25 protein-coding genes are annotated in these 23,228 nt (G+C 62.0%); 11 read left to right on the forward strand and 14 right to left on the reverse strand.

Translation table 11 applies throughout. The annotated features are described in order from the left end of the window. Positions 1 to 5: 5 nt before the first annotated feature. From FXZ76_RS03955 to FXZ76_RS04010, 12 genes are all read right to left on the reverse strand, one after another. A complete protein-coding gene (locus FXZ76_RS03955) occupies positions 6 to 749 on the reverse strand; it encodes a hypothetical protein (protein ID WP_079535871.1) in 744 nt (247 codons plus the stop codon). Positions 750 to 762: 13 nt separating this feature from the next. Beyond that, entirely contained in the window at positions 763 to 2,397 is a 1,635-nt protein-coding gene (locus tag FXZ76_RS03960; protein ID WP_079535872.1) for an NlpC/P60 family protein, read from the reverse strand. Then, positions 2,398 to 4,824 carry a VirB4-like conjugal transfer ATPase, CD1110 family gene (locus FXZ76_RS03965; RefSeq protein ID WP_157887307.1) on the reverse strand — a complete coding sequence of 809 codons (2,427 nt, stop codon included), beginning with the start codon at positions 4,822 to 4,824 and terminating at the stop codon, positions 2,398 to 2,400. A gap of 97 nt (positions 4,825 to 4,921) precedes the next feature. Continuing rightward, positions 4,922 to 5,380: a PrgI family protein gene (locus FXZ76_RS03970; protein WP_079535873.1), complete on the reverse strand. Its 459-nt coding sequence runs from the start codon at positions 5,378 to 5,380 to the stop codon at positions 4,922 to 4,924. Between the two features lie 15 nt (positions 5,381 to 5,395). After that, entirely contained in the window at positions 5,396 to 5,611 is a 216-nt protein-coding gene (locus FXZ76_RS03975; RefSeq protein WP_079535874.1) for a hypothetical protein, read from the reverse strand. 190 nt (positions 5,612 to 5,801) lie between these two features. After that, positions 5,802 to 7,628 (reverse strand): VirD4-like conjugal transfer protein, CD1115 family, encoded by a 1,827-nt coding sequence (locus FXZ76_RS03980; RefSeq protein WP_079535875.1) that lies wholly within the window; start codon positions 7,626 to 7,628, stop codon positions 5,802 to 5,804. Beyond that, the gene (locus FXZ76_RS03985; RefSeq protein ID WP_079535876.1) at positions 7,625 to 8,173 is read right to left on the reverse strand and encodes a hypothetical protein; all 549 of its coding nucleotides are present in this window, start codon (positions 8,171 to 8,173) and stop codon (positions 7,625 to 7,627) included. Before FXZ76_RS03985 ends, FXZ76_RS03980 begins: the two co-directional genes overlap by 4 nt. Before the next feature lie 19 nt (positions 8,174 to 8,192). Beyond that, complete coding sequence (locus tag FXZ76_RS06385; protein ID WP_079535877.1) at positions 8,193 to 8,936, reverse strand: hypothetical protein; 744 nt, start codon at positions 8,934 to 8,936, stop codon at positions 8,193 to 8,195. A 209-nt stretch (positions 8,937 to 9,145) separates the two neighbouring features. Continuing rightward, the gene (locus FXZ76_RS03995) at positions 9,146 to 9,934 is read right to left on the reverse strand and encodes an ATP-binding protein (RefSeq protein ID WP_079535878.1); all 789 of its coding nucleotides are present in this window, start codon (positions 9,932 to 9,934) and stop codon (positions 9,146 to 9,148) included. Positions 9,935 to 9,949: 15 nt separating this feature from the next. Beyond that, positions 9,950 to 10,405, reverse strand: a complete 456-nt coding sequence (locus tag FXZ76_RS04000) for a helix-turn-helix domain-containing protein (RefSeq protein WP_079535879.1) — start codon at positions 10,403 to 10,405, stop codon at positions 9,950 to 9,952. Between the two features lie 9 nt (positions 10,406 to 10,414). Then, entirely contained in the window at positions 10,415 to 10,654 is a 240-nt protein-coding gene (locus FXZ76_RS04005) for a MerR family transcriptional regulator (RefSeq protein WP_079535880.1), read from the reverse strand. Between the two features lie 41 nt (positions 10,655 to 10,695). Next, on the reverse strand, positions 10,696 to 10,947 hold the full coding sequence (locus FXZ76_RS04010; protein ID WP_197682101.1) for a helix-turn-helix domain-containing protein: 252 nt from the start codon (positions 10,945 to 10,947) through the stop codon (positions 10,696 to 10,698). Positions 10,948 to 11,471: 524 nt separating this feature from the next. Here FXZ76_RS04010 and FXZ76_RS04015 point away from each other — a divergent pair. The 8 genes from FXZ76_RS04015 (at position 11,472) to FXZ76_RS06315 (ending at position 18,244) form a co-directional block, all read left to right on the forward strand. Then, positions 11,472 to 12,428 carry a DUF4238 domain-containing protein gene (locus FXZ76_RS04015; RefSeq protein WP_157887290.1) on the forward strand — a complete coding sequence of 319 codons (957 nt, stop codon included), beginning with the start codon at positions 11,472 to 11,474 and terminating at the stop codon, positions 12,426 to 12,428. A 206-nt stretch (positions 12,429 to 12,634) separates the two neighbouring features. After that, positions 12,635 to 13,909, forward strand: a complete 1,275-nt coding sequence (locus FXZ76_RS04020; protein ID WP_079535884.1) for a Y-family DNA polymerase — start codon at positions 12,635 to 12,637, stop codon at positions 13,907 to 13,909. Positions 13,910 to 13,918: 9 nt separating this feature from the next. Further along, entirely contained in the window at positions 13,919 to 14,194 is a 276-nt protein-coding gene (locus FXZ76_RS04025) for a hypothetical protein (RefSeq protein WP_079535885.1), read from the forward strand. 379 nt (positions 14,195 to 14,573) lie between these two features. Further along, positions 14,574 to 15,230: a hypothetical protein gene (locus FXZ76_RS04030; RefSeq protein ID WP_079536903.1), complete on the forward strand. Its 657-nt coding sequence runs from the start codon at positions 14,574 to 14,576 to the stop codon at positions 15,228 to 15,230. A gap of 66 nt (positions 15,231 to 15,296) precedes the next feature. Next, positions 15,297 to 15,578, forward strand: a complete 282-nt coding sequence (locus FXZ76_RS04035; protein ID WP_079535886.1) for a hypothetical protein — start codon at positions 15,297 to 15,299, stop codon at positions 15,576 to 15,578. Positions 15,579 to 15,689: 111 nt separating this feature from the next. Continuing rightward, positions 15,690 to 16,289 (forward strand): type IV toxin-antitoxin system AbiEi family antitoxin domain-containing protein, encoded by a 600-nt coding sequence (locus tag FXZ76_RS04040; RefSeq protein ID WP_079535887.1) that lies wholly within the window; start codon positions 15,690 to 15,692, stop codon positions 16,287 to 16,289. Beyond that, positions 16,286 to 17,143 carry a nucleotidyl transferase AbiEii/AbiGii toxin family protein gene (locus FXZ76_RS04045; protein ID WP_079535888.1) on the forward strand — a complete coding sequence of 286 codons (858 nt, stop codon included), beginning with the start codon at positions 16,286 to 16,288 and terminating at the stop codon, positions 17,141 to 17,143. The genes FXZ76_RS04040 and FXZ76_RS04045 overlap by 4 nt, the downstream gene beginning before the upstream one ends. Positions 17,144 to 17,275: 132 nt before the next feature. Next, positions 17,276 to 18,244 carry a GNAT family N-acetyltransferase gene (locus FXZ76_RS06315; protein WP_157887291.1) on the forward strand — a complete coding sequence of 323 codons (969 nt, stop codon included), beginning with the start codon at positions 17,276 to 17,278 and terminating at the stop codon, positions 18,242 to 18,244. A gap of 977 nt (positions 18,245 to 19,221) precedes the next feature. On the opposite strand, the gene FXZ76_RS04055 is transcribed toward FXZ76_RS06315, so the two are convergent. After that, positions 19,222 to 19,635 carry a helix-turn-helix domain-containing protein gene (locus FXZ76_RS04055; RefSeq protein WP_079535889.1) on the reverse strand — a complete coding sequence of 138 codons (414 nt, stop codon included), beginning with the start codon at positions 19,633 to 19,635 and terminating at the stop codon, positions 19,222 to 19,224. A 140-nt stretch (positions 19,636 to 19,775) separates the two neighbouring features. Between FXZ76_RS04055 and FXZ76_RS04060 the strand changes: the two genes are divergently transcribed. From FXZ76_RS04060 to FXZ76_RS04070, 3 genes are read left to right on the forward strand one after another with little or no spacing between them, the layout of a single operon-like run. Beyond that, on the forward strand, positions 19,776 to 19,979 hold the full coding sequence (locus FXZ76_RS04060) for a hypothetical protein (protein ID WP_006681531.1): 204 nt from the start codon (positions 19,776 to 19,778) through the stop codon (positions 19,977 to 19,979). 1 nt (position 19,980) lies between these two features. Then, the gene (locus tag FXZ76_RS04065) at positions 19,981 to 21,051 is read left to right on the forward strand and encodes a site-specific integrase (protein WP_079535890.1); all 1,071 of its coding nucleotides are present in this window, start codon (positions 19,981 to 19,983) and stop codon (positions 21,049 to 21,051) included. Between the two features lie 5 nt (positions 21,052 to 21,056). Further along, positions 21,057 to 21,482: a plasmid mobilization protein gene (locus FXZ76_RS04070; RefSeq protein WP_079535891.1), complete on the forward strand. Its 426-nt coding sequence runs from the start codon at positions 21,057 to 21,059 to the stop codon at positions 21,480 to 21,482. A 3-nt stretch (positions 21,483 to 21,485) separates the two neighbouring features. Here FXZ76_RS04070 and FXZ76_RS04075 read toward each other — a convergent pair whose 3' ends face one another. Further along, a complete protein-coding gene (locus FXZ76_RS04075; RefSeq protein WP_079535892.1) occupies positions 21,486 to 23,189 on the reverse strand; it encodes a DUF262 domain-containing protein in 1,704 nt (567 codons plus the stop codon). Between the last annotated feature and the right edge of the window lie 39 nt (positions 23,190 to 23,228).

Consider the following 23,228-nt stretch of genomic DNA (forward strand, 5'->3'; position numbering starts at 1 on the left):
CGGGATCAGAGCGCCTCGATTGTGCCGTCGGATGCGCGCGTGACCGAGATCATGGTCGATGCGCCATCGTCGAGCGTGAACGTGGTTGTCGCAGCTCCGCTCGCGTAGTCTATCCACGCCTCGGCGTCCCAGATGGCACGGCTGGCGTTGGGCGAGACCGCCGCCGCCCGTGCGGACACGGCTGCCTCGATCTTGGCGGCCTCTACCCCCATGGCCTCCTCCAGCTTGGAGGTGACGCCCATGAACGAAAGCGTCCTCTCGCCGAGGAGCACCTTCTTGTACGAGCATGCGAGCGCATCAGTCCTCAAAACGGTGTCCGCGCCTTCGGTGGCCACGGTAACGAGATAGGGACTTGCGGCCTCGGTCAGCGACTTCGAGGCGAGCACGGTCGCCGTTAAGGTCGTGTCGGTCGCCTCTTCTGTGTCGAGCGTCCAGTAGGTGACGTTTGTCTGGCCGTCCTTCGCCTCGACGAATGCGCCCTTGACGATGGAGAGCGTGTAGGTGGGATCTTCTATGCCCGTCCAGGAGGTGCCGACGAGCGCTTCCAGTCCTGCCGTCGCATCCGTGCGCCCTTCTGCAGGTGCGCCTTGCTGGGACGCAGATGATCCTTCCTTCTCGACGGCCTCGATGGCAGAATTTGTGCTTTCAACGTCCTCGCGGGCGAGCGAGCATCGTGCCACGCCCGACCCGATCAGCAGCAGCACGGCGATGACGGCGGCTGCGAACATGAGCTTGTTCTTCTTCGACATTTCCTCTTCCTTCCTATCTGATCTTGATGGCGCTCGTGAAGTACGACGCGCCGCTTGCAATCGTGCAGGCCGCGCCTGTGTGCGGCTCGTGGATGTATCGGTCGTCCCCGATGTAGATGCCCACGTGCCCGGGCCTCCACAGGATGTCGCCGGGCGTGGCCTCCGACACCGGGACCTTGCGGCCGAACGCCGCCTGGTCCTCTGAGTTTCGCGGGATCGCGATGCCCGCCTGCCGGTAGCAGTACTGGGTGAGCCCCGAGCAGTCGAGGCCGACCCCGGGCGTGGTGCCGCCCCACACGTAGGGCACGCCGAGCTGGCTGTAGGCGGCGGCGACGATCGCGTCTGCCGAGAGAGCTCCGCCCTCAAGGTCCTCGACCGTCATCGAGTCGAACCTGCGCAGGTTGTACGCGTCGAGCGCCGCCTTGAGCGATTCGACGTAGGACGATGACGTCGCCCATCCCGCGTCCTTGAGCCCCTCTGCCATCTTGTCGGAGGAGTGCTCTGCGACAGCCTGCCTGATGAGGGCGTTGTTCCTGTAGTGGGCGGCCTGGAGGAACACGCGGCTCCTGAAGCGTATGCACTCGACGTCTCCCTTGAAGACCGTGAAGTATGCGGTGATCGTGGATATCTGCCCGGGCGTGTACTCCTCATGTGTCGTCCACCCGGCCTTGCCCGCCACCTCCGGTGCCGAGGCGAAAGATGACGCCCACTTCATCCCGAAGAGGTTGTGGTCGCGCGTCGCGAGCTGGCTCATGGTCTCTCCCTGGCCGGACTCGCAGATGATCTGCGCGATGGTGCACCCGGCGGGGTGTCCGAACTCCTCCTGGCAGCGTATGGCCTCCTCGACCATCTCGTAGGTGATGTAGGGCGGAAGCCCCTCCATGGAGCGCTTCTTGTCCTCGGCGTCCCAGAACCCGAAAAGCGCCGATACGATCTGGCCGACGAGGAGCGCGACGAGCACGAAGGCAATGATGCCTGCGAGCACGCCTCCGGCGGTCGCGATCCCGCTTCCGCCGACGGCACCGGCGATGGCGGTGCTGCCCGATGCTGATGCCGCCGTCTTCGCGGCACCGCCTGCTGCCTGTGCGGACGCTTGCGCCGCGCGGGCCTGTCCCGGGGCCGCTGACGCAGAGGATGCCTTGCCCGCTCCTGCGGCACCGGCGCTCTTGCCCTTCGCGGTCCCTGCGCCCTTGCCGCCCTTGGATGCGCGCACAGCTCCCTTCGCCTTGCGCTCCCGTGCTGCTGCGATGCCGCGCTTTGCGCCCTTCCCGGCGTCGTATGCGCCCTGCGCGCCCTCGAACTCGTCGGTGTCGTCGAGCTCGGACACCGCCTGGCGCTCCAGCACCTGGCGCACCTTGAGCCGCCCGTTCGTCTCGTCCGCCACATGTGGTGTACCCTCTGATGGCCCCTGGGCCGAGGCTGGCTTATTTCCTGCGCTTGCGGAGGCCGCCGCCCTTGCCTTGCGGGGGTTTCCCTTTGCGCCTTCCTTCGGGCGGCGCGTGCCGAGGGCGTCCTCCCTGCTCGCGAGCGTGGAGAGGCTCTGGGCCTCGTCGTCTTTCACGATTCCCGAGTTCACGGCGTCGACCTTCTCCGCCGTGACGATGTCGGCGATGGTGGAGCGATCCTTGTCGAGTTCTCTCGGATCCATCTAGCTTCGGCTTTTCTTTGCGTTTGACTCGAAGGCATGGGCGCGCTTCAGCTGCGCGATCTCCTCGGGCTTGGTGTTCCACAGGTCGTAGAGCGCGCCTTTTGGGAAGTCGTCCCGGATGGGCACGCGCGCGCCACCAGCGACGAGCAGCCCCTCTCCGGCCTTGATGGACTCGTCGATGTACTCCTTTTCCGCAGCAGAGAGGGAGAGCATGTCCGCCCATGCGGCGAGGTCTTGGCTCGCCTGCTTGTGCAGCAGCATGAAATCCGAGTTCAGCACCATGGTGCGGGCGCGCTCGTGGGTGAGCATGTGGGAGGTGTTCTGCGAGATGCCGGTGCAGATGAGGTTGAACTTGCGCCCCTCCGCCCAGAACTTCGCGAAGTAGTCGATGATGGTCGGGTGTCCGAAGAGCGACTGCACCTCGTCGATGTAGAGCCAGGTGGTGATGCCCCGCTCGAAGTTCGCGTACATCCGGTTGCGCACCGCCTCAAGCGCGGTGAGCATGCCGAACACCCGCATGTTGGTTGAGAGGTCGTGCAGATCGATGTTGGTGATGCGGTTGTCGAAGCCCACGTTGGACTGGCGGTTGAAGAAGGAGAGCGCGCCTGTGACGTATCGCTCGTACCTGAGCGCGATGTCTCGCGCCTCGGTCTCGGGCTGGCCGCTCAGTATCTCGTGGAAGTCGGAAAGCGTCGGCACGCCCTGCCCGTCGGCGCACTTGGAGTATGCCGCCTCGACGCATCTCGTGATGATCGACTTGTCGGCTTCGGGAAGGCCTTCCGAGGACTCCGCCATCATCGCGCTTGAGAGAGCCAGGAACGCGTCGATCTTGAACGCGAGCTGGGCAGCGTCCGCGCGACCCTCCACGTCCGAGAGGTCGAAGGGGTTGAGCGCGGTGTCCGCGTCGGGGGCGAGCCGGACGTTCACGCCGCCCAAGGCCTCGATGAGGTTTCCGTACTCGCCAGCGGGGTCGAAGATGATGATCTCGTCCTCCGGATAGGCGAGCACTGTATTGGTGATCTCGCGTTTCACGGAGAAGGACTTCCCGGAGCCGGGCTTGCCGCAGACGAACCCCATGGGGGAAGCGAGCTTCTTGCGGTTGCATATGACGAGGTTGCCCGACTGCTTGGACTGCCCGTAGTAGCCCCCGCCCTCCTGGTTGAGCTCTAGCGAGGCGAAGGGCATCTGCATGGCTATCTGGCCCGTGGTGAGGTAGCGGGTGACGTCGATGTGGTTCATGCCCAAGGGGAGCACCGAGTTCAGCGCCTGGCGCTGCCGGTAGTAGAGCGGCTCTATACCGAGCGAGTTGCCCTGACCGATCGACACGATCTGGTCGATCTGGCGCTCAAGTGCATCAACAGTATCGGCGTAGGTGTAGATGAGGCCGGTGTAGGTGAAGAGGCGCTCGTTCTTGTTGCGAAGGAAGTCCAAGAGCTCCTCGGCCTCCTCCTTGGAGTAGCGCAGCTCCGGAGGCAGGATCGTATAGTCGTAGCCCTTCTTCATAGCGCTCATCTGCTCGTCGATGATCTCCTTGTCCATCCAGTCGAGCTGGCGCTTCACGAGCGCGAGGGCGTCGGACTGCGCGATGGGATGGATGTGCAGGTTCACCGAGAGCGGCATGGGAAGGTCGATGATCTTGGCGAGGTAGTCGTCTTCGAGCATCGAGCCGAACGTGCGGATGGAGACCACGCAGCCGTAGGCGTCGTCCACCCGGAATATGTCTGCCCTGCCGTGCGGCTTGAAGTCGATGAGCGCTGGCGCTATGAGGTCTTTTGTCCTCGTGTTGGACACGGGGCTCACCTTGTCCCAGTCAAACGTGAAGGGTGATTTCGGGCGCAGCTGCGACTGGATCGCCTCGATGCGCTCGGTGCCGTTCAGGGCGTGCGCCTCGCAGCGGATGCGCGAGAGCGTGTCGATGACGTCGCCCTTTATGCGGGAGAGCTTCGGCACCGCCTCCCAGACGTCGTCTGCGCCCACCATGTAGGTGAGATAGCGGTGGCGCGTGAGGTTGGAGACCCCCTCTCTCATCTTGTCGTTGAGGATCCGGTTGTACTCCCTGGCGTACTTCTCCGTGTCGGGGTCGGACGCCTTGAAGAAGCGCTTCTTGCCGATCTCCTCGTCGGGGATGGGGACGTTTGCGATCGTGAGCTGTACGCAGGAGTCCGCTCCGAAGTAGTTGTAGAGCGATGAGAGCACGGTGAAGATGTTCTGCTGGTTCTCGCGGCGCGCCGACTGGTAGGAGATGTCCGAGAACTCGATCGTCTGCGAGAAGAGCCCTTCCTCTACCTGGGCTATGCCGTCCTTGTAGATGGCGTCGTAGCCGATGTAGGAGGCGGTCTCGCCCGCCTGGGCGCGCGCCTTCTTCTGTCGCTTGAGCTTCTCCTCGTGGGTCTTCTTGGATCGGTCCGACTTGCTGGCAGAGCCCATCAGCTGCTTAATGAAGCTCGACGAGCCCGACCTCTCGCGCTTGGCCTTCGCCCGCGCTGCGCGCTCGGATCTGATGCGCGCCTTCGCGAGCCTCTTCTCAGCCTTGAGCCTCTCCTTGTCGCTCGCTCTCTCTTTCCTTGCACTTTTCGCATTCTCTCGTTGGCTCATTGGCCTCTGCTCCTTTTCGTCTTGCGATCCTCTTCGCCCTGCGCGTGGGCCTTCCCGCCTCGGTGCGCGGGAGCGCCTTGTCTGCCGGGCTCTCGTAGAGGAGCCTCTGGTCTTTCAGGTGGTGGTTGATCAGAAGGGGCGCGAACTTCTCGGCGCGCATCCCGAACGGCCGCCAGAACCCGGCGAGCCAGAAGGGTATGGATGCGCACATGACGGGGAACGCCGCGTCGGCGACCTCTATGCCGACCCAGAAGTGGCATATCGCCGCCACGAGGATCGCCGATCCGAAGCCGCCCGCCACGCACGCGAGCGTGCGGAAGGAGAGCTTCCCGACGATCTTCTCCTCGTACTCGCCGATGTCCTTCTGAACGGGGATCTGAAGCGACATGGCCTGTCACCTGCCTTAGGCTGGCAGCCAGGACGTGTCGAGCATCCCGAAGTAGACCGCTGCGGCGATGATGATCGCGCCGCCAGCGATGGTGGATATTGCGGAGGCAATCTGGCTGCCTCCCTGCTGCTCTCGTATGGCGAGGCCGAGCGAGACCGCGCCCCAGACGACCAGGAAGCCGCCGAGGAAGGTCACGCAGCCCGATACGAGGCTGATGATGTTTGCGAGCATGTGGGTGTTCCTTTGCATCTCGATTCGCCCGCGCCTGCGGTACTTGGAGGTTCCAGGTGGCGGGCTGATGGTAGAATTTCGGGTCGAGGGGCACGTGCGTGCTCCCTTGCATCTCGGCTGCGACGGCCGGTCGCGGTACTTGGAGGTTCTGCCCCGGCCCTTGGGTCTAGGCACCTGTCGCAGCCATTGCTCACGCTTCCATAAGCGCTCCCTCCCTTCTCGCCCGGTACGCCCTGAAGTCGAACGCCCCCGCGCTCTCTGCGGCCTTGAGCGCCCCGTGCCTCGGGTGCGCCTCAAGCGGGTACTTCTTGTCCTTGAACGCCTGTGCGCCGTTTATGAGCACGAGCGCCTCGTCGCGCGGCAGCCTCGCCACCTCGGAGGCCTGCATGAGCTCGCGCTCTATGAGGCCGTAGTTGTGCGTGTAGGTGGGGTTCGCGCCCCGAGAGTCGTTCACGGAGACGTTGGCGACGGTCTGCTTGCCGATCATGTCGGCGATCTTCTGGTTGGTGTCTGCCGACTTGCCCCCGAGGAACAGCAGCGTGTCGCAGGCGTTCATGATGGTCTTGGCGTTGTTCTCCCCGTATGACTCCTCAAGCTGGGAGAGGGACTGCAGGATCATCGAGACCGCGATGTTGCGGCTTCGCGTGACGGTGATCATGCGCTCGAAGTCCGGGATGGTGCCGATGTTCGCGAACTCGTCGAACATGAAGTGGACGCATCTGGGAAGACGTCCCGAGAAGCGCGAGAGCGCCGTCTCGCAGAGCGAGTCGAGCGACTGCTGCATGAGAAGCGCGAACACGAAGTCGAAGGTCGAGTCCGTGTCCGACATCGAGCAGAAGAGCGCCACCTTCCTGTGCTCGTCGCCCATATGCTTGAGCTCCATCTCGTCGTAGCGAAGGAGCTCTCTCATCTCGGCGATGTCGAATGGCTTCATGCGCACGTTGCACGAGACCATGATGGACTTAAGTGTCTTTCCCGCCGCCACCTTGAACTGCTTGTAGCTTGAAAGTGCGAAGTCGTCCTCGGGGCGCACGGGCGCTGCCACCTTCGCCCATTCGAAGCCCCCGGTGCCGTTGTCGAACGCGCGGGACGCCCGGTCGTACTTCTTGGCCGAAGGGCTCCTCACGAGCCTCTCTCCGGTCTCAAGCTCGTTGAAGAGCATGTCGAGCGGACTCAGGTAGTCCTCGTCGTCCTCGCGGGCGTCCGCGAGCGAGAGCAGCGACAGGAGCCCCGGCACGTTCCTGTCCTCCTCCGGGCAGTGCAGAAGGAGGTAGGAGACGAGGGCCGTGTAGAGGAGCTTCTCGGCGTTCTCCCAGAACGGGTCCCCTGTATGGTCCTTGTCGCCGGTGGTGTTCTTGATGAGGCACTCCACGAAGCGCAGCGTCGCCGCCTCGCCGTCGATGTAGGCGATGGGGTTGAAGTGCATGGAGCTTGCGAAGTCTATGGTGTCGAATGTCTTGATCTCGTAGCCGAGCCCTTCGAGGACGTGGCCCATGTCGTGGATGAGCGTGCCCTTGGGGTCGGTGATGAAGTAGTTGGCGTTACCCTGCATGAGGTTCGGCTTCACGAAGTAGCGCGTCTTTCCCGTGCCGGGGCCGCCTATGACGAGCACGTTGTCGTTCGTCTCGGTCCTCTGGTCGTGGGTGGCATCGATGAGGCGGATGCTCGCCCGCTTGGTGAGGATGATGTTGTTGTCGGCGTCCTTCCTATCCGAGTACGCCTCGATCTCCTTCGCCGTCGCCCAGCGCGCGCTCCCGTGCTCCTCGCCCTTGCGGTAGAGCCCTCTGCGCTCCCACCGTCTGACCCATACGAGCCAGACGGCGCACGCGCAGGCGCATCCGATCGCGAGCGGCAGAGGATCCATTGACGGGATCGCCCCTTGCGCCGCGAGGTCCATCGCCGTTGAGACGAGGTCGGCCTCTGAGCTTCCTGCGGCCACGACGGCTGCCGTGGCGGCGTTGCCGATGAGGAGGGCTGCGCCCGATAGCGCCGCGATGAGGATGAGCTCCGACTTCATCGGATCTTCACCTCGACCTTCTCGATCTGCCTCGTTGCCTCCTTGGCCTCGTGCGCCGCCTTAGATGCGGCCTTCGCTGTCTCGGCCTTCCTCTCCAGCGGCTCTTGGTCGCGCTCCTCGGTGAGCTCGCGCTCGCGCATCTTGCAGGCGCGCTCCGCCGCCGCGTCGACGTCGTGCTCAAGGTTTCCGAACACCTCGTCGACCTCGGGGGCGTCTGCCACTCTGAACACCAGATGGTCGCGCCCCTCGACATCGACGAAGTCGTGCTCGATGGCGGCTTCTGTGAGCCTCTCGCCGATGATCTCCCTCAAGGTCGCGTAGTCGGGGAGCTCCTCGAACTCCGAGAGGTTCAATCGTGCGTACTCGCGAACACCCTCGCGCTCGGCTTCCGCTGATGGCTCCTCGATCTGGCCCCTCAGGTTCCTGATGGCGCTCTTGAGCCTCTCGGCGCTTGCCCGGATAGCATCCTGGCTCGCGTCCTGGCCCATCCTGAGCATCCAGTCGAAGAGCTTCTCTCCGCTCTCGTCTCCGAAGTCGCTTGCCATGTCGCCCTCCTCTTCTCTTCTATCGGATCGTCTCGCGCGCCTCGCTTGCGCGGTCGGCGCGTTGCTGGTTCTCGGATGCGCGCAGCGCCGCCTGCGTGCGGTCAGCTAAGCTCTCCGTCGTCCTCTCGGCCTTGTACTGCTCTGCCCTCTCCACCTGGGACTTGATCACGTCTAGAAGGGACATTCCCTCCTGCGTCTGGTCGACCATGTAGTCCTGGGTCGGGGCGTTGACGGTTAGGAGCTTGCCCATGTGGCTGAGCGCCACGTGGATCCGGAAGTCGTCGTTTCTCGCGGCCACCCAGCCGTCGTCGAGATAGGGGAAGGCGTTGCCTGTCCACTGCATGTCGGATTTGGGGGGAAGGTAGTGCAGGTGCTTGCACTCATCGACCGTGGCGAGGCGCATCCCCGCGACGTAGCGGGTGAGCTCCGAGATGTCTCCCGCGATCCTCTTGAAGCTGAGGGACTCGAAGGGAACCCAGGTCTTCCCGTCCTGCTTGAGCGTCCACCACTCGTCGCCCCCGTCCACCTGCTGGATGAACGCGAGGTCGCCGTAGACGACTCCCTGCCTGATGGCCCAGTTCCCGGCCTTGAAGAAGTCGGAGAGGTCCTCAAGCGAGAAGCAGCGGTCGAACTCGTAGGGGTACTCCTCCAGATAGGGGTCGTCCTGCCAAGCGTATCCGCCGCGCTTGACCCAGCCGTTCTTCTGGCAGATCGCCTCAAGGCTTTCCTGTTCCTCTGCCGTGACCGGCACCATGTTGTACATTTCCGTCTCCTCCTCGGGAGCCGACGCATGTCGGCTCCCCTCGGTTCGGTGGTTCGGCGGCGAGGCGCCGTAAGTCGTCCTCGCCCGGTTGCGTTTGTGAGAGTGTTTCGGCTGACCCGCTTCTCCTCGCCGCCCTGCAACGGTTATAGCGTGGTCGATTCCCTGATGGGACGGGGATTTTTCGCACAGTCCCGCATGGTCACGGATAGTCACTTATCCATCAAACCCACATTTTTCCTCGGCGGGAGCACGACCAGTCGGCATGTCTCCTTGAGCCTCTCGACTATCGCCTCGGCGCTCTCGCGCTCCCCGCTGCGCCCCATGCGCGACTTGAGGGCGTCGGGCGCGTACTGCGACGTGACCACGGTCGGCTTCATGTTCTCGTAGCGGTCGTTGATGATCTGGAAGAGCGTGCCCATGACCCAGGAGTTCGCGTTCTCCTTGCCGAAGTCGTCGATGATGAGCACGTCGTATCCCGCATAGCGCTCGACGCCCTGCTTGGATGGGGCGTCGTAGCTCGCCTTGATCTCGTCGAGCATGGAGAGGGACGACGTCATGAGCACGCTGTACCCGCTTGCGAAGAACGCCTTGGCGAGCGCAGTGGCGCAGTGCGACTTGCCCGCGCGGGAGGGGCCTGTTATGTAGAGTCCCACGCCCGATCTCATATCGAAGGCGTCCAGGTACTCGGCGATCTCTCGCCTGTCGACCTTGGCATGGGCGAATCGGGGCTTCACGCCGCACCGCCTTAGCGCCTCGGCCTCGGCTTTGGCCCTTCGCTTCCTCTCGGCCTCCTCTGCGAGCGCTCGCTCCTCGCAAGCGCCGTCGCACTCGCACTCCTTGGCCCCGATCCAGATGACCTTGCCGTTGAAGCCGAGGAGTCCGATGGGGTCGAGGAGGTTCCCGCACCATTCGCATCTGCGCTCTGCGGGCTCCTCGTATTCCAGGCCGCGCTCCTCGGCCGATGCCAGGGTGATGATGCGGCTCTCCTCATCTGCCATCGCGCAGCTCCTTTCCTATCCTTCTTCTTTGTATTCTTCTTTGTTTTTAAGGTGCCAATTTGGCACCCCCTCAGGCGACATCCCGTCATCCCCTCCATGCTTGGAAGCGGACGATCTGTCAGGGGGTGACAACTTGTCAGGTGCGCAGGACGTTCTCATCGCGCGATGGCCGAGCACGTAGCTCCTCGTGGTCATCCCGTCCCTTGCCCATTCGCCTCCGGTCTCGGCGATAAGCCCTCTCTGCTCCAGCTCTGACACCGCCCTGATGACGGAGCGCTCGGACATGCCGAGATAGGTTGCGGTCCTCCTGCGGCTCTCGTAGAACGTCCCGCCGTCCTTGCAGAATCCGTAGATGCGCGCGAACACGAGCAGCGCCGCGCCCTTGAGCCTGAGCTCCTTCCACATGAAGGGATGCAGGACCAGGAAGGCGTCGCCGTCGCGCGGGCGCGCGGGATCTCTCTTCGCATGCATGGCCGCCGCCTACCCGACGCCGATTTTCGAGAAGTTGCGCATGGCCCAGTCGAGCAGCTCGGCCCTGAACGCGATCGATCCCTTTTTCTGGCCCTCCATGCGCCTGAGCGGCAGGGGGTCGTTGCCCCTCTTCGAGAGCTCCCATACCTTGTTCTTGCTTATGCCTAAAAGCCGGGCCACCTCGTAGGCGTTGTAGATGTCCTGCACGGGCACCGGCTGCTTCGATGAATCGTCAAAGATCTCGGGCATATACTCTCCTGTTCTTCGTTCGAACAGACAGCCCGAGGCTCTCAAGACCCTTGCTGGCCTGAACCCGATAGGCGTTCGAGCATTCGCTCGATCGCCGATGGCGTCACCCTGTAGAGGCGGCCGAGATTCACTGCCTCAAGCTCGCCCTTGCGGATCAGCTGGTAGACTTTCGCTGTCGAGACGCCGAGGCTCTCGGCGACTTCCCCCACGCTAAGGAGCCGTGGCGACTTCATGTCGTTGGTCTGGTTCAGCACCGGCTCTTCGCGCTTCATTTCCCTGATATCTTTCGGCATTTGCATTCCGCCTTCTTCTTGCTCGTTTCTTCAACTTCTGTCGAATGCTCTCGACTATTTTTGATGGCGGCGATGATTGCAGGTTTTCCGGGCTGGTGCTTCGTGATTTTTGCGCACAGTCCCGCATAGTCACGGACAGTCACAAATTCGCTAAACCCACACAGCTGCCTTGTTCGAGGTGGCCCATCTGTCTGTTCTTTCGGACAAAAAAGCCCCGGCGTTTGTCGGGGCTTATCGTGGCACCTTGAATCAGCGCGAGGTTCTTGGTGACATATCTGGCTTCCTCGCGTCCGACGGCGAACTGGCCATAATCGTGTATCTCTCGGTTCTCATGCCAGTCCTCCTTCCCGGTCTTGTCGGCGCTGTTGCGTCGGACACCTGGAACCAGTTTCGGGCAAACGCCCGTTTGAAACATTTCTTGCGTCGATAATAAACCCGATATCGAGAGACAGTTGTTCCAAAAAGGGACACCCATCTTGATTGAGATGATTTAATATGCGATGTTGACATGCTGTAACAATTCGATGTCATCATTCGAGCGGCTGGTTGACGTTTGCGGAAGCGAGATGAGTAGGTTGGCAGAGGAAAACGCCCCGAAGAAGCAGCACTACGTGCCCCAGTACTACCTGAGGCGCTTCTCGGATGATGGCGACAGCCTCTGGGTTTTCAACCGCAAAGCGGGTAGGACCTACAAGAGCAGAGCGGAAGATGTGTGCGAGCGGAACTACCATTACGAGATGGAGGCGAGATGTCAGAGGAGTTGGCATGGGCGTCACCTCCTCCCCGGGAAGATCGAGAAGAAGCTCTCCGAGATAGAGGGCGAGCAAGCGCTCCTCCTTCGCGAGATAGACGCCCAGCTCGATGCCGGGCGCATCCACGAAAAGGAGCGAAGGGCGCTCTTGTGGCTGGTCGGGCACCTTATCGCGAGGCACCCTGCGATGCTTGAGGGTTACGAGCCGGACTACGATGCGATGTACGGCGATCCTGAAGTGAGATGGGGCTGCGAGGTTTTGGCCCAAGCAGGAATGGCCGACGAGATCGAGGTGCTGGCGCAAGGCGCGAACCAGATGGTGCTCGCGCTTTGGCGATGCAAGGGGAGTCCCACGTATTTCGCTAAGAACGACCTCGAAAGACTGCGCTGCCACTTCATCAGGCCGCAGGGGGAGGCTCGCTTCATCACCTCTTCCCTCCCTCCGCATTTCAACACGACACTTCGGAAGGATGGGAAGTACCACATCGACGACCTTACGCTTCCGCTGTCCTCCACCCTCGCGGTAGTCTATTCCGGCGCGGGACCGATGAAGAGCGACGTCCTAGAGGTTCCAGACAGCGCTGTTGTCAGGCTGAACTCCGGCTACCTCGTCTCGGAACCCGCGTGCGAGCAGGTGGTCTCCGGAAGAAGAGAGGATCTCGACCAAGCCCGTGTTTTCGCCCAACGCTTTCGCATCAGTGCGGCTATGGCCCGAAGGGAAAATCGTTGATGACTTGATTGCTTGCGAATATTCGCAGGTCAGCGCCACTGTGACAATTTGTCACAGTGGGTTTGGGCGAAACCTCTTTTCGGGCCCCCGTCCTTTCCGCTTCGGAAAATCCACAATCTGTTCGATTGACTGAATAAGCGATCGGGTGCATCATAGGGATTCACGAGAATCGAACACTTGTTCCCATTTGATAGCGAGGAGGTGCCATGGGCGACAGGGTCATCATGCATGTCGACATGAACGCCTTCTACGCGAGCGTCGCCCAGCACCTCGACCCGGGGCTGAGGGGCAAGGCCGTGGCGGTGGCGGGCGACCCCGAGCGCAGGAACGGAATCATCCTCGCGAAGTCCCGGGAGGCGAAGGCCTGCGGCGTGAAGACGGCCGAGGCTATCTGGCAGGCCAAGCAGAAGTGCCCGGACCTCGTCGTCGTGCCGCCCGACTACGCCGCCTACAAGCGCTACTCTCGTCTGGCGCGCATGATCTACTACGGCTACACAGACCTCGTCGAGCCCTTCGGCCTCGACGAGTCGTGGATCGACGTCACGGGATCCCTGCCGCTGTTCGGGGGCGACGCCATGCTCGTGGCGAGGGAGATATCGGAGCGCGTGAAGTCCGAGCTCGGGCTCACCGTTTCCGTCGGCGTCTCGTGGAACAAGGTCTTCGCCAAGCTCGGGAGCGACACCGACCCGGGCGACGGCATCGTCGCCATAACGCGCGACAACTTCCGCGACGTCGCGTGGCCCATGCTCGCATCCGAGATGGTCTACGTGGGCCCGGCCACCATGCGCAGGCTCCACTCGGCCGGATACGAGACAATAGGGGACCTCGCACATGCCGGGGACCACTTTCTGAAGAGGCGCTTCGGCAAGATCGGCATCATGCTGCGCGCGTTCGCGAGGGGCGAGGACGCGAGCCCCGTGAAGGCCATGGATCCCTCGAAGGCCGATGTGGACTATGTTGTGAAGGGAATCGGCAACGGCCTCACCGCCCCGCACGATCTCGAATGCGACTCCGACGTGAAGGCCCTCGTCTGGCTCCTCTCCGAATCCGTGGCGCAGAGGCTTCGCGAGTCACGGATGCGCTGCCGGACGGTGTCGGTGGGGGCGCGGTTCGCGCGCGACCTTTCCGGCTACTCAAGGCAGAGGACGCTGAGGACCCCGACCTGCCTCACGAGGGACGTCGCGAACGTCGCCATGGGGCTTCTGCGCTCGAACCAGCCGATCGACAAGGAGCATGCGCTCAGGGCCGTGCACGTGCGCGTGACCAATCTCGTTCCCATGGACGTGCCCGTGCAGTGCGAGCTCTTCGGGGACGCCGAGGAGGCGGAGCGCCTTGAGAGGCTGGACCTCGCCATCGACGCGCTGAGGGGGCGCTTCGGCAACACCTGCGTCAAGCGGGCGGCCGAACTTACCGACGAGGTCATGTCCGGCCTCGACATCAAGCGCGACAACACCGTCCACCCCGTAGGGTTCCTCAGGTAGGCGGGCATCATGGTCGAAGGCATCTCGGGAAGGGTCAAGCGGTACGTCAGCGTCACGGCGCGCATGGACGAGGACGGTCGCGTGCGGCCTCTTTCCATTCAGTGGTACGACGGCAAGACCTATCCCATCGACGAGGTCAGGGACGTGCGCCGCGCCTCGTCGCGCAAGGTAGGCGGAGACGGCATCTGCTACACCGTCCGAATCGGCAACAACGTCACCTACCTGTTCTACGAGGATCCGCGCTGGTTCGTTGAAGAGGTCGTCAAGGACGGCATGTCCGCATAAAAGCTCGCATTTCTTGAGCAAAACGCCAGTTCGGAGCCGCTGTGACAATTTGTCACAGCGAATGCGGGCACCGTTCCCATCCGTTGGGCTGATGCGCTCTTTCCCGTGGCCTCCGTCGCCTCAGGTGCGCCCTGCCCCGCCTCTCATCCAGGCACGCTCGCACGGAACCCGCCATGTGCGCCGCAAGGCGCGCCCTTCCTGCGCAAAACCCGCACATGCACATCTCGCTCCTTTGACTGTCGCATGTGCAGGTTGCGGACGTGCGTCCTTTGCGAAGAAGCCCGCTTTCCTCCTTGCAGCGCAGGCGGAACCCGCGCACGACCCCGGATCACGAGGCGGTGGCACAGGGCGACCGCCGAAAGACAAGGAGGTCTTCAAAATGGGAAATCGAGCAGTCATCACCACGCCGGACAAGAACCTGGCACTCTACCTCCACTGGAACGGCGGCCGCGACACGGTCGAGCCGCTGCTCAAGTACTGCGAGCTTCAGGGCTACCGTCCTCCGAGCCAGGACTGCTACGGATGGGCGCGGATGGCCCAGGTGGTCGGGAACTTCTTCGGCGGGTCGCTCTCGGTGGGCATAGAGCGATACCGAAACCTTGGCGACCAGGGCGACAACGGCGTATACGTCATCGATGGTTGGAAGATAGTCGATCGCTACGCCACGGATTACGACGAGGACTGGAACGCGGTCGGCCTGAGGCACATCGACCCTTCCGCCGAGCAGAGCGGATACGACTTCGACGAGATGCTTCACGCCTTCGATGAGGCGATGCCCGAGAACCTGAGGCTCGGCGCCTTCCTGGACGCCGAAGAGGTGCCGGTGTCCGATGTCCGCCTGGGCGACAAGGTTTGGATGAGCGCGTACGAATCCAATCCCGAGCTCTTCGAGGTCGTGGGCTTCGGCGCGGACGATGCCCCCAGGGGCTTCAAGGGAATCCCCTTCGTCAACCGCTACGATCACGACGGCGACTACTCCTGGAACGGCAACAACTACATCGACGCCGACACCTGCCGCATCGCCCCGCGCGAGTAGAAGCCTCCAGCTCCGCAACGACCAGGGGCGCGGCTAAGCCGCGCCCCCTACAGAAAGGACAGGCACATGAATGGAAACGACATCTTCGCGACGCGCAGGGAGGATATAGTCGATCCCTCCAAGCTCACGCGCAGGGAGCTGCTCAGCGCCATCTACTGGCTCAACCAGGAGCTCACGGGCCGTGTGATATTCGGCGGGGCTGCGGCTTGCGATTACGTCGAGCGCGAGCTGAAGAGGACTTCCGCCAATTCGAAACCGGTGCTCATCGAGAGGTTCAACGATATGGTGGACGAGCTGATCGGGACCGACCCGTATTCCCGCGTGCTTCGGATCTACGGGGAGAAGTAGCGGCAATCGACGAGCAGGCTTCGGATCGCTGGCGGTCCAAGTCTGCTCGTTCTTTCGGCATGATACAAACACTTGCACTGAATCTATGCTAATATATCAGTGTGATTGTTTATGGCAAATAGAAGCGAACAGAGGATCGAGCGACTGCTCGACGAGAACAACGGCGTCCTCATCGTCTCTGAGGCGATAGGTTCGGGGATCCCGAGGAACGCGGTCTACGACTTCGCGAGGGAGCGGGGGCTGGAGAAGGCGTCCCCGGGCATCTTCGTGGATGCCGACATGTTCCCCGACGAGCTTTATCTGCTCCAGGCGCGCTACCCCAAGGTCGTGTTCTCGCACGAGACGGCCCTCTACCTCCACGACATGGCGGAGCGCGAGCCAGTCCCCATCGTCCTCACGGTGGAGTCGGGCTACCACTCGGGGTCCCTCAAGGACCAGGGCGTGAGGATCTTCTACGTGAAGCCGGAGTGGTACGGCCTCGGGATCTCCGAGGCCGAGTCTCCGGGCGGCCATGTCGTGAGGGCATACGACAGGGAGCGCACCGTCTGCGACGTCGTGCGCAGGAAGGCGGCCATGGATCCCGCCGCCTACGGCTACGCCCTCCGCAGGTACGCAGCGAGCAGGGAGAAGGACCTCGCCAGACTCGGGCGCTATGCCAGGGAGATGGGGGTCGAGAGGCAGGTGCAGCAGGCGATGGAGGTGCTTCTGTGATAAAGGGCGCGCGCAGGGTGAAGGACCTGATCCGCAACAAAGCGAAGGGAGACAGCAGCAGGTCCCAGGCGCTCTTGCGCCACTACGCCATGGAGCGGTTCCTGGAAAGGCTCGCGAACTCCCCATACCGAGACAACTTCGTGCTCAAGGGCGGCATGCTGATGTCCTCGCTCGTGGGCGTGGACCAGCGCAGCACGATGGACATCGACGCGACCGTCAAGGGATTGACGCTCGATACGGGCAACGCCCTCAAGGTCGTGGAGGAGATCGCCTCCGTCGAGCTCGACGACGGCATGGAGTTCCAGGTCGGCGGCGCGGGAGAGATCATGGAGGACTCCGAGTACGGCGGCGTGAGGATTGCGCTCACGGCCCGCATGGAGAAGACCCGCATTCCCCTGAAGATCGACATATCGACGGGGGACGCGATCACCCCGGCCGAGGTCATGCACAGATACCGCCTCATGTTCGAGGACCGCGACATCGGCATATGGGCGTACCCGGTGGAGACCGTGCTCGCGGAGAAGGTGGAGACCGCACTCGCAAGAGGAATCCTCAACACGAGGATGAGGGACTTCTACGACGTCTACATGCTCCGCGAGCTGGACGAGGGCCTGGAGCCGCCGAGCCTGAGGGCGGCGCTTGAGGCCACTATCGATAAGAGGGGCAGCAGCGTCAGTGCATCCAGCTACGCTCAAACACTGTCCGAGATAGAGGACAGCACGGCCATGGCGGAGAGATGGCGGTCCTACGGCCTGTCGAACCCATACGCTGCCTCAATCGCGTGGCCAGATGCCGTAGGGTCGCTTCGACTCCTGTGCGACGCGTGCTGGCAGGGTTCGCGAGAGTCCGATTAGCCGATCGCGGATTCGGGGCCTATATGGCAAATTTCGCTCGGAAACGGCGAGCATAACCGCCATGCGCCCAGGAAGAACCGCACCCGGATTACTCCAAAGAAGAACCCGTTTAAGACTTAGGACGGTACAAAGATGGTTATCCTCATAGGCGGAGCGAGCCATACGGGCAAGACCCTCCTGGCACAGAGGCTCATGGAGCGGTACCGCTATCCCGTGCTCTCGATCGACCTTCTGAAGATGGGACTCATCCGCAGCGGCCAGACCGAGCTTACGCCCGAGGACGACGACCTGCTCACCCCGTACCTGTGGGGAATCGTCCAAGAGATCGTGAAGACGGCCATCGAGAACGGGCAGAACCTCATCGTCGAGGGATGCTACATTCCGTTCGACTGGGAAGACGGCTTCGATCCCGGTTACCTCGAACAGATAGAGTACGTCTGCCTCATCATGTCGAAACAGTACCTGGAGAATCACGGTGACAATGTCGCGCGCTTCGAGAACGCGATCGAGCGGCGGGTCTCCGGCGAAGTAGACGTTAACGAGCTCATCGAAGAGAACGAGCGAAACCTCGCGTCGTGCCGACAGCGTGGGTTGCGGTACCATCTCATCGACGATAGCTACGACGTTGGAGAACCGGAGGTCTGCTTCTTGCCCGGCAAAGACCTCGATGCAGCAGCCAAGCTGTTCAGCGACACAGTCCATGCGGTCAACTCCAGGGACTACACCCCCGAGCAACTCGATGCCTGGGCACCCCGAGATGAACGGTGCTTGGCGCAAATTGCCGAAAAGCTTTCGGAACAGCAGACGGTCGGTCTCAAGGAGTGCGGCATCCTCCTTGGCTTCGGCAGTCTGGACGACGAGGGCGACATCGACATGCTCTTCGTGCGCAAGGATCGACAGGGGCAGGGCGTCGCGAAGGTCATCCTCCGCGAGCTTGAGCGCTTGGCTCTGAAGAGCGGCAAGCAGGCCGTCTCCACCTTCGCCTCGGTGACCGCGCGGCCCTTCTTCGAGCGCATGGGCTACGGGGTGAAGCGCGAGAACGTCGTCGATAGAGACGGCGTGTCGCTCGTCAACTACCTTATGAGCAAGCAGCTTCCATAGGGTAGAGAGTTGAACTCATCGCGAACTCACTTTGAACTCATGGTTTCACGTTTGCGCAGGTAGAGGATTTACACCCATACCCTAATTTTACTCCAGCGTTATTCCTGGGTGTAAAAATGCGTCCTATGCAATAGGCGGTTGAACTCAACTATAATATGTGCGGAGAGTTTTGGCTGGTCAGGCAGCGGGTTTTCTGGTTTTCCGATTTACTCCCTCACGCTAAGACCAGAGATCGCGAAACGACTGAGTTCAAAATGGTACTGGAAATGTTCGGCACTGGCTGGACATCCTGTAACGAGGTGATACGACATGATGCTGTTCGAACAACTATCCCCCACTCCCACCATCGAGTGGGAGTAAGCCGATAGGGCTTTGACCTGCACTTTTGAGTGCCGCACTGTGCCGCTGAGTTTCGTTTCGTACGAGAGTCACGGCAAAGCCGCCAGCGACATTGGTGAGTAAATACGGTAATCGAGCCTCCGTTCCCTCGTTGGAACGGAGGCTTTTTCTTTGCCTTTTTACTCCCTTTTACCTGCGATTTCGCCATTTACTCCCCATATTTCAAGATTGCAAAGTACGGGGCGGTATTCGGGGGAATGGGAGTAAGGATTTATCCCAAGTGAGTAGGCGCTCGGTTTTTGTCCCCGAGGGCGAAACGGGGTTGTTTCGGGGCCCGTGAAACTCAAATCGAACTCAACGGGCATTTTTACGGTCTCCGTACGGCGTTTCCCCAGGTGGTTAATGGGGAGTAAAGAATCTCGCCGTCTCAAGGAAAGCGGGAGTAATCAGGGGAAATGCCGCGGTGTACTGCCGTGTGCTGCCGTGTAAGCCACCGCGTCGTTTACTCCCCGGACATGCCGGAAATGACTTGGCACGCAATGGGGAGTAAAAACTCAGCATACTCAGGTGCGAGCGGAGCTCACCGCCTTGCCTGGCGCCCTGATTCGGTTGCGCTGGTTGCGAAATGCGGGGAGCAGCTACAGCGAGGCTTTCCAGTCCTCGTACTCGGCGGCGTCGATCTCGCCGTTCTCGAGCTGCACGCGCTTCTCAGCCCACAGTTCAATCGCCATCGCGGCTTTGGGGGCGCGTGGAGCCTTGGGGTTCAGGGAGAGGCCCGAGCCGTCGGCTGCGGGAACGATGCCGAAGGAGTTCTCGAGCCGCACGAGCAGCGACATGAGGTCGCCCGCGGTCTCGACGCCGTAATCCTTGAGGGCGTTGACGGAAACGCTTAGTGCTGCGGCTATGGATTTGAGCAGCTCGGGCTTCACGGCGCGGATGCCGCTCTCGTAGTGGCGCACGGCCCCCTCGGTCAGACCGACCGCCTCGGCGAGCTGAGCCTGCGTCATGCCGCGCGACTTGCGGTACCGCCTTATGTTTTCGCCTACGGACATGCGCCCTCCTCCTGGAATTATGTACTCGCACATCTTATCAGCGTACGCAAATGTACGCAATTCTATTGACAGTACGGATTCGTACGTTTACTCTCAATCTGTAAACCGTACGTATCCGTACGCTATTGATGGGAGGAGCCATGGACGAGAAGGTGGCGAAGACGCCGAGGCCGCACATGCTGGACGCCGACGAGGTCGCGGAGCTGCTGAGGATCAAGAAAGGCAGCGCCTACGAGGTGATCAGGAAGATAAATGCCGAGCAGGAGGCGCGCGGGCGCGTGGTTATCCGCGGACGCGTTCGGAGCGACGTCTTCGACGCCCTGTACTTCCCGGAGGTGGACTGACATGCCCGTGTACAAGGATGGCAACAACGGCACGTTCTACGTGCAGTGCTACTACCGCGACGCCCGCGGCTCGAAGCGCCACAAGACGAAGCGCGGCTTCTCCTCCGAGGTGGAGGCCGCAGTGTGGGAGAGCCAGTTCAAGAGCCTTAACGGCGGGGCCATGGACATGACGTTCTCCGAGTTCGTCGAGGTGTACGCCTCAGAGGTGAAGCCGCGCATACGCGAGCACACGTGGATCACCAAGGAGTACATCATCAACGACAAGCTCGTGCCGTTCTTCGGGGACATGCGCATGTGCGACGTGAGGCCGATCGACGTCATCAGGTGGCAAAACGAGCTCACCGAGCACCGGGACGCCGACGGGAAGCCCTGGGCGCCGACGTACCTGCGCACGGTGAACAACCAGCTCAACGCCATCTTCAACCACGCCGAGCGCTACTACGGCCTTGTCGACAACCCGGTGCGCAGGGTCGACAAGATAGGCTCGAAGAAGGGCGGCGAGATGCAGTTCTGGACCAAGGACGAGTACCTGAGGTTCAGCGAGGCAGTCATGGACAAGCCGCTGTCGTTCCACGCCTTCGAGCTGCTGTACTGGACGGGCATACGCTGCGGCGAGCTCCTGGCGCTCACGCCGTCCGACTTCATGCTGGATAGCTCGCGGCTGCGCATCAACAAGTCGTACCAGAGCCTCCACGGCGTGGACACCGTGACCGACCCCAAGACGCCCAAGTCCGTGCGCACGATCGTCATGCCCGCCTTCCTTCGCGACGAGATGGCGGACTTCATCGAGATGCGCGACGACGTCGCCCCCGACGAGCGCCTGTTCGCCGTGACCAAGCACTTCCTGGCCCACGAGATGGAGCGCGGGTGCAAGGCGTCGGGCGTGAAGCGCATCCGCATACACGACATACGCCACAGCCACGTGAGCCTGCTGATCGAGATGGGCTTCTCCGCGCTTGCCATCGCCGAGCGCATGGGCCACGAGGCGGTTGACATCACCTACCGATACGCGCACCTGTTCCCCACGAAGCAGGACGAGATGGCCGCCGCGCTCGACGGAGCGAAGGGGTAAGAAGGATGCCGTGCGAGAACAGCGCCCGCAAGCGCAGCAAGACGATGGCGTTCCGCTGCACGCCCGAGGAGCACAAGCTCATATGCGAGATGGCCGCCTGGAGCGGCATGAACAGGCAGGACTACATCGTCGCCAAGCTCACCGATACCCAGGTCGAGGTGAGGCCCTCTGTAAGCGTGCAGAAGGCGCTGAAGGACTCAATGGCGGAATTGGCCAAGGAGGTCCGGCTGGCGACCTCCTACGGCGAGCTGAGCGAGTCCCTGCAGCAGAGGATCGAACTCGTGATGAGGTTCTTCCTGGCGCTCGGAGAGGGGGTTGAGGCACCAGTGACGGAAGCGCCACCGCAAACCTCGCATTTGGAAGAGCCGACAACATCCGTCATGGATGCGGGCTCCGACAACGCAAGCATCTTCGAGATGGGGCGCATGTAAGGTTTAACGCCAGACCTCCAACGCCTTGTCCGCAAGCCATTCGGCGCGATCGGCGATATCGCCCTCGTCCCAAGACTCCTTCTCCAGGGCGCCGGCCATGGTCGCAAGGCCGGCGGCGCAGAGGGCAAGACCGTCCTTGTATCCCTTTCCCTGCTTCTTGGTGGGCCAATCGGCATCGCGGATGGAGGCGTTGAGCGAATGCGTGATTATGGCGAGGTTGCCGAGCGTGAGGAGCTTCCTGTCCCTTCGCGTGGCAGCCTCATCGTCGAGGGCTCCCCATTTGTTGCGCCACTTCTTGGGCATCATGTGCTCGAGGGTGTACTGGTTGAACCCGAGCAGGGCCGTGCTGCTCATGCCCGGACGAATGGCGCTTTCCAGCAGATAGAGGACGCCCTTGGACTGGAGGTTGTACAGACACGATTCCTCGAATGCCGTCCGAACCTCGGCGTCGCCGGGCATGTACGTCGTCGCCTCTTCGTTGGCTTCGAGAGCCTTCCTCAGGGCCTCCGCGTCCTTCACCTCGTTCAGGATCAGCGAGGTGAACAGCCTGTTGTAGTTCTTCGTGGTCGCCTGAACCAGCGTTCGGCGGACGATGTAGCTCTCAAGCAGGGCGAAGACCTCGGATTCCTCGCCCGAAGACTCCGCGTTCTTGCGAACGTAGAGCACGTACGGGATAAGCGTCGAGTTCTTGAGGCCGAATATCAGCACGTTCAGGCGCTCGACGCCGGGAGCGGAGGGGATGTCCGCGTCGCAGTAGCCTGGGTCAAACGTGGACTCGAACACCTCGGCATACGCCTTCATGCTGCCGAGGATCTCGTCCTTGTCTCCGTTGCAGTACCTGCCGATGAAGTCCTTGTAGGACTGGAAGAGGTTGGACGTGCGCGAATAGAAGAGCTTGTCCTCGGTCGTGACGCCGCGCTTCTTGTCCTGAACCAGGATCTGGAGGAACGCGTCGAAGAACAGGTCGACGAGCGTGCGCTTGATGCGCCCGGTAACGACCTCCTGCTCCCAATACTCCCTCTTCTCCGCCGTGGGTTCGAAGACGTCCTCCCAGCACTCCTTGAACGCCTGCTCGTTCTCGCGGTTGAAGAAGTAGTTCTTGAGGAGCTCCGCCGTCGTCAGGCGCACCCCGAGCGAGTTGATGGTGTCGAATATCTGCTGCTCGTCCTCGCCCTCGGTGAGGTCGATGCAGACGAACTGGACGTTCGACTTGATCGTGTTCCTGTCGACCTTCTCTGGGTCGATGTTCTTGAGGAAGTAGTTGTAGGCAAGGGCGATGGACGAGGAGCCCTCGACAGGCTCGCAGCCCGTGGCGCTGACGACCTTCTCGAAATCCTGCCGGTCGTACTTGCCATGTCTCAAGGCGACTTCGCCGGTCTCCAGGACGAAATCTCGCTCGAACAGCCTATCGGCGTCGATTCTCGCGCAGAGTGCCTTGAAGAAGATGACCATGGTCGTGAGGCGCTGCTGGCCGTCGATGACTGTGCGAACCTCGGACACCTCGGACCAAGTGTTGCCGGAGGAGGCTTGCTTCAGGATGATCGAGCCCAGGAAATAGGGCCGCTTCGAGGCCGTGACGAACTCCATGTCGCCGAGGAAGCGCTCCCATTGCTCTTCTCCCCAGACGTACGCCCTTTGGTAGAAAGGTATTTCGAGCAGGCGCGATCCGTTGAACACGCCGCTTATCGTAGATTTTCCTGCATCCATCCTTAAAGCCCTATCTTTCCTTCGCAGTTGTTACTTATG

It is taken from the genome of Phoenicibacter congonensis (genome assembly GCF_902386915.1).
GTDB lineage: Bacteria > Actinomycetota > Coriobacteriia > Coriobacteriales > Eggerthellaceae > Phoenicibacter > Phoenicibacter congonensis.

What these genes read in the sequence shown, in the direction of transcription:
- FXZ76_RS03955 (WP_079535871.1), bottom strand. Translation starts at nt 749, where the DNA reads ATGTCGAAGAAGAACAAGCTCATGTTCGCAGCCGCCGTCATCGCCGTG.
- FXZ76_RS03960 (WP_079535872.1), bottom strand. Translation starts at nt 2,397, where the DNA reads ATGGATCCGAGAGAACTCGACAAGGATCGCTCCACCATCGCCGACATC.
- FXZ76_RS03965 (WP_157887307.1), bottom strand. Translation starts at nt 4,824, where the DNA reads ATGGGCTCTGCCAGCAAGTCGGACCGATCCAAGAAGACCCACGAGGAG.
- FXZ76_RS03970 (WP_079535873.1), bottom strand. Translation starts at nt 5,380, where the DNA reads ATGTCGCTTCAGATCCCCGTTCAGAAGGACATCGGCGAGTACGAGGAG.
- FXZ76_RS03975 (WP_079535874.1), bottom strand. Translation starts at nt 5,611, where the DNA reads ATGCTCGCAAACATCATCAGCCTCGTATCGGGCTGCGTGACCTTCCTC.
- FXZ76_RS03980 (WP_079535875.1), bottom strand. Translation starts at nt 7,628, where the DNA reads ATGAAGTCGGAGCTCATCCTCATCGCGGCGCTATCGGGCGCAGCCCTC.
- FXZ76_RS03985 (WP_079535876.1), bottom strand. Translation starts at nt 8,173, where the DNA reads ATGGCAAGCGACTTCGGAGACGAGAGCGGAGAGAAGCTCTTCGACTGG.
- FXZ76_RS06385 (WP_079535877.1), bottom strand. Translation starts at nt 8,936, where the DNA reads ATGTACAACATGGTGCCGGTCACGGCAGAGGAACAGGAAAGCCTTGAG.
- FXZ76_RS03995 (WP_079535878.1), bottom strand. Translation starts at nt 9,934, where the DNA reads ATGGCAGATGAGGAGAGCCGCATCATCACCCTGGCATCGGCCGAGGAG.
- FXZ76_RS04000 (WP_079535879.1), bottom strand. Translation starts at nt 10,405, where the DNA reads ATGCATGCGAAGAGAGATCCCGCGCGCCCGCGCGACGGCGACGCCTTC.
- FXZ76_RS04005 (WP_079535880.1), bottom strand. Translation starts at nt 10,654, where the DNA reads ATGCCCGAGATCTTTGACGATTCATCGAAGCAGCCGGTGCCCGTGCAG.
- FXZ76_RS04010 (WP_197682101.1), bottom strand. Translation starts at nt 10,947, where the DNA reads ATGCCGAAAGATATCAGGGAAATGAAGCGCGAAGAGCCGGTGCTGAAC.
- FXZ76_RS04015 (WP_157887290.1), top strand. Translation starts at nt 11,472, where the DNA reads ATGTCATCATTCGAGCGGCTGGTTGACGTTTGCGGAAGCGAGATGAGT.
- FXZ76_RS04020 (WP_079535884.1), top strand. Translation starts at nt 12,635, where the DNA reads ATGGGCGACAGGGTCATCATGCATGTCGACATGAACGCCTTCTACGCG.
- FXZ76_RS04025 (WP_079535885.1), top strand. Translation starts at nt 13,919, where the DNA reads ATGGTCGAAGGCATCTCGGGAAGGGTCAAGCGGTACGTCAGCGTCACG.
- FXZ76_RS04030 (WP_079536903.1), top strand. Translation starts at nt 14,574, where the DNA reads ATGGGAAATCGAGCAGTCATCACCACGCCGGACAAGAACCTGGCACTC.
- FXZ76_RS04035 (WP_079535886.1), top strand. Translation starts at nt 15,297, where the DNA reads ATGAATGGAAACGACATCTTCGCGACGCGCAGGGAGGATATAGTCGAT.
- FXZ76_RS04040 (WP_079535887.1), top strand. Translation starts at nt 15,690, where the DNA reads ATGGCAAATAGAAGCGAACAGAGGATCGAGCGACTGCTCGACGAGAAC.
- FXZ76_RS06315 (WP_157887291.1), top strand. Translation starts at nt 17,276, where the DNA reads ATGGTTATCCTCATAGGCGGAGCGAGCCATACGGGCAAGACCCTCCTG.
- FXZ76_RS04055 (WP_079535889.1), bottom strand. Translation starts at nt 19,635, where the DNA reads ATGTCCGTAGGCGAAAACATAAGGCGGTACCGCAAGTCGCGCGGCATG.
- FXZ76_RS04060 (WP_006681531.1), top strand. Translation starts at nt 19,776, where the DNA reads ATGGACGAGAAGGTGGCGAAGACGCCGAGGCCGCACATGCTGGACGCC.
- FXZ76_RS04065 (WP_079535890.1), top strand. Translation starts at nt 19,981, where the DNA reads ATGCCCGTGTACAAGGATGGCAACAACGGCACGTTCTACGTGCAGTGC.
- FXZ76_RS04070 (WP_079535891.1), top strand. Translation starts at nt 21,057, where the DNA reads ATGCCGTGCGAGAACAGCGCCCGCAAGCGCAGCAAGACGATGGCGTTC.
- FXZ76_RS04075 (WP_079535892.1), bottom strand. Translation starts at nt 23,189, where the DNA reads ATGGATGCAGGAAAATCTACGATAAGCGGCGTGTTCAACGGATCGCGC.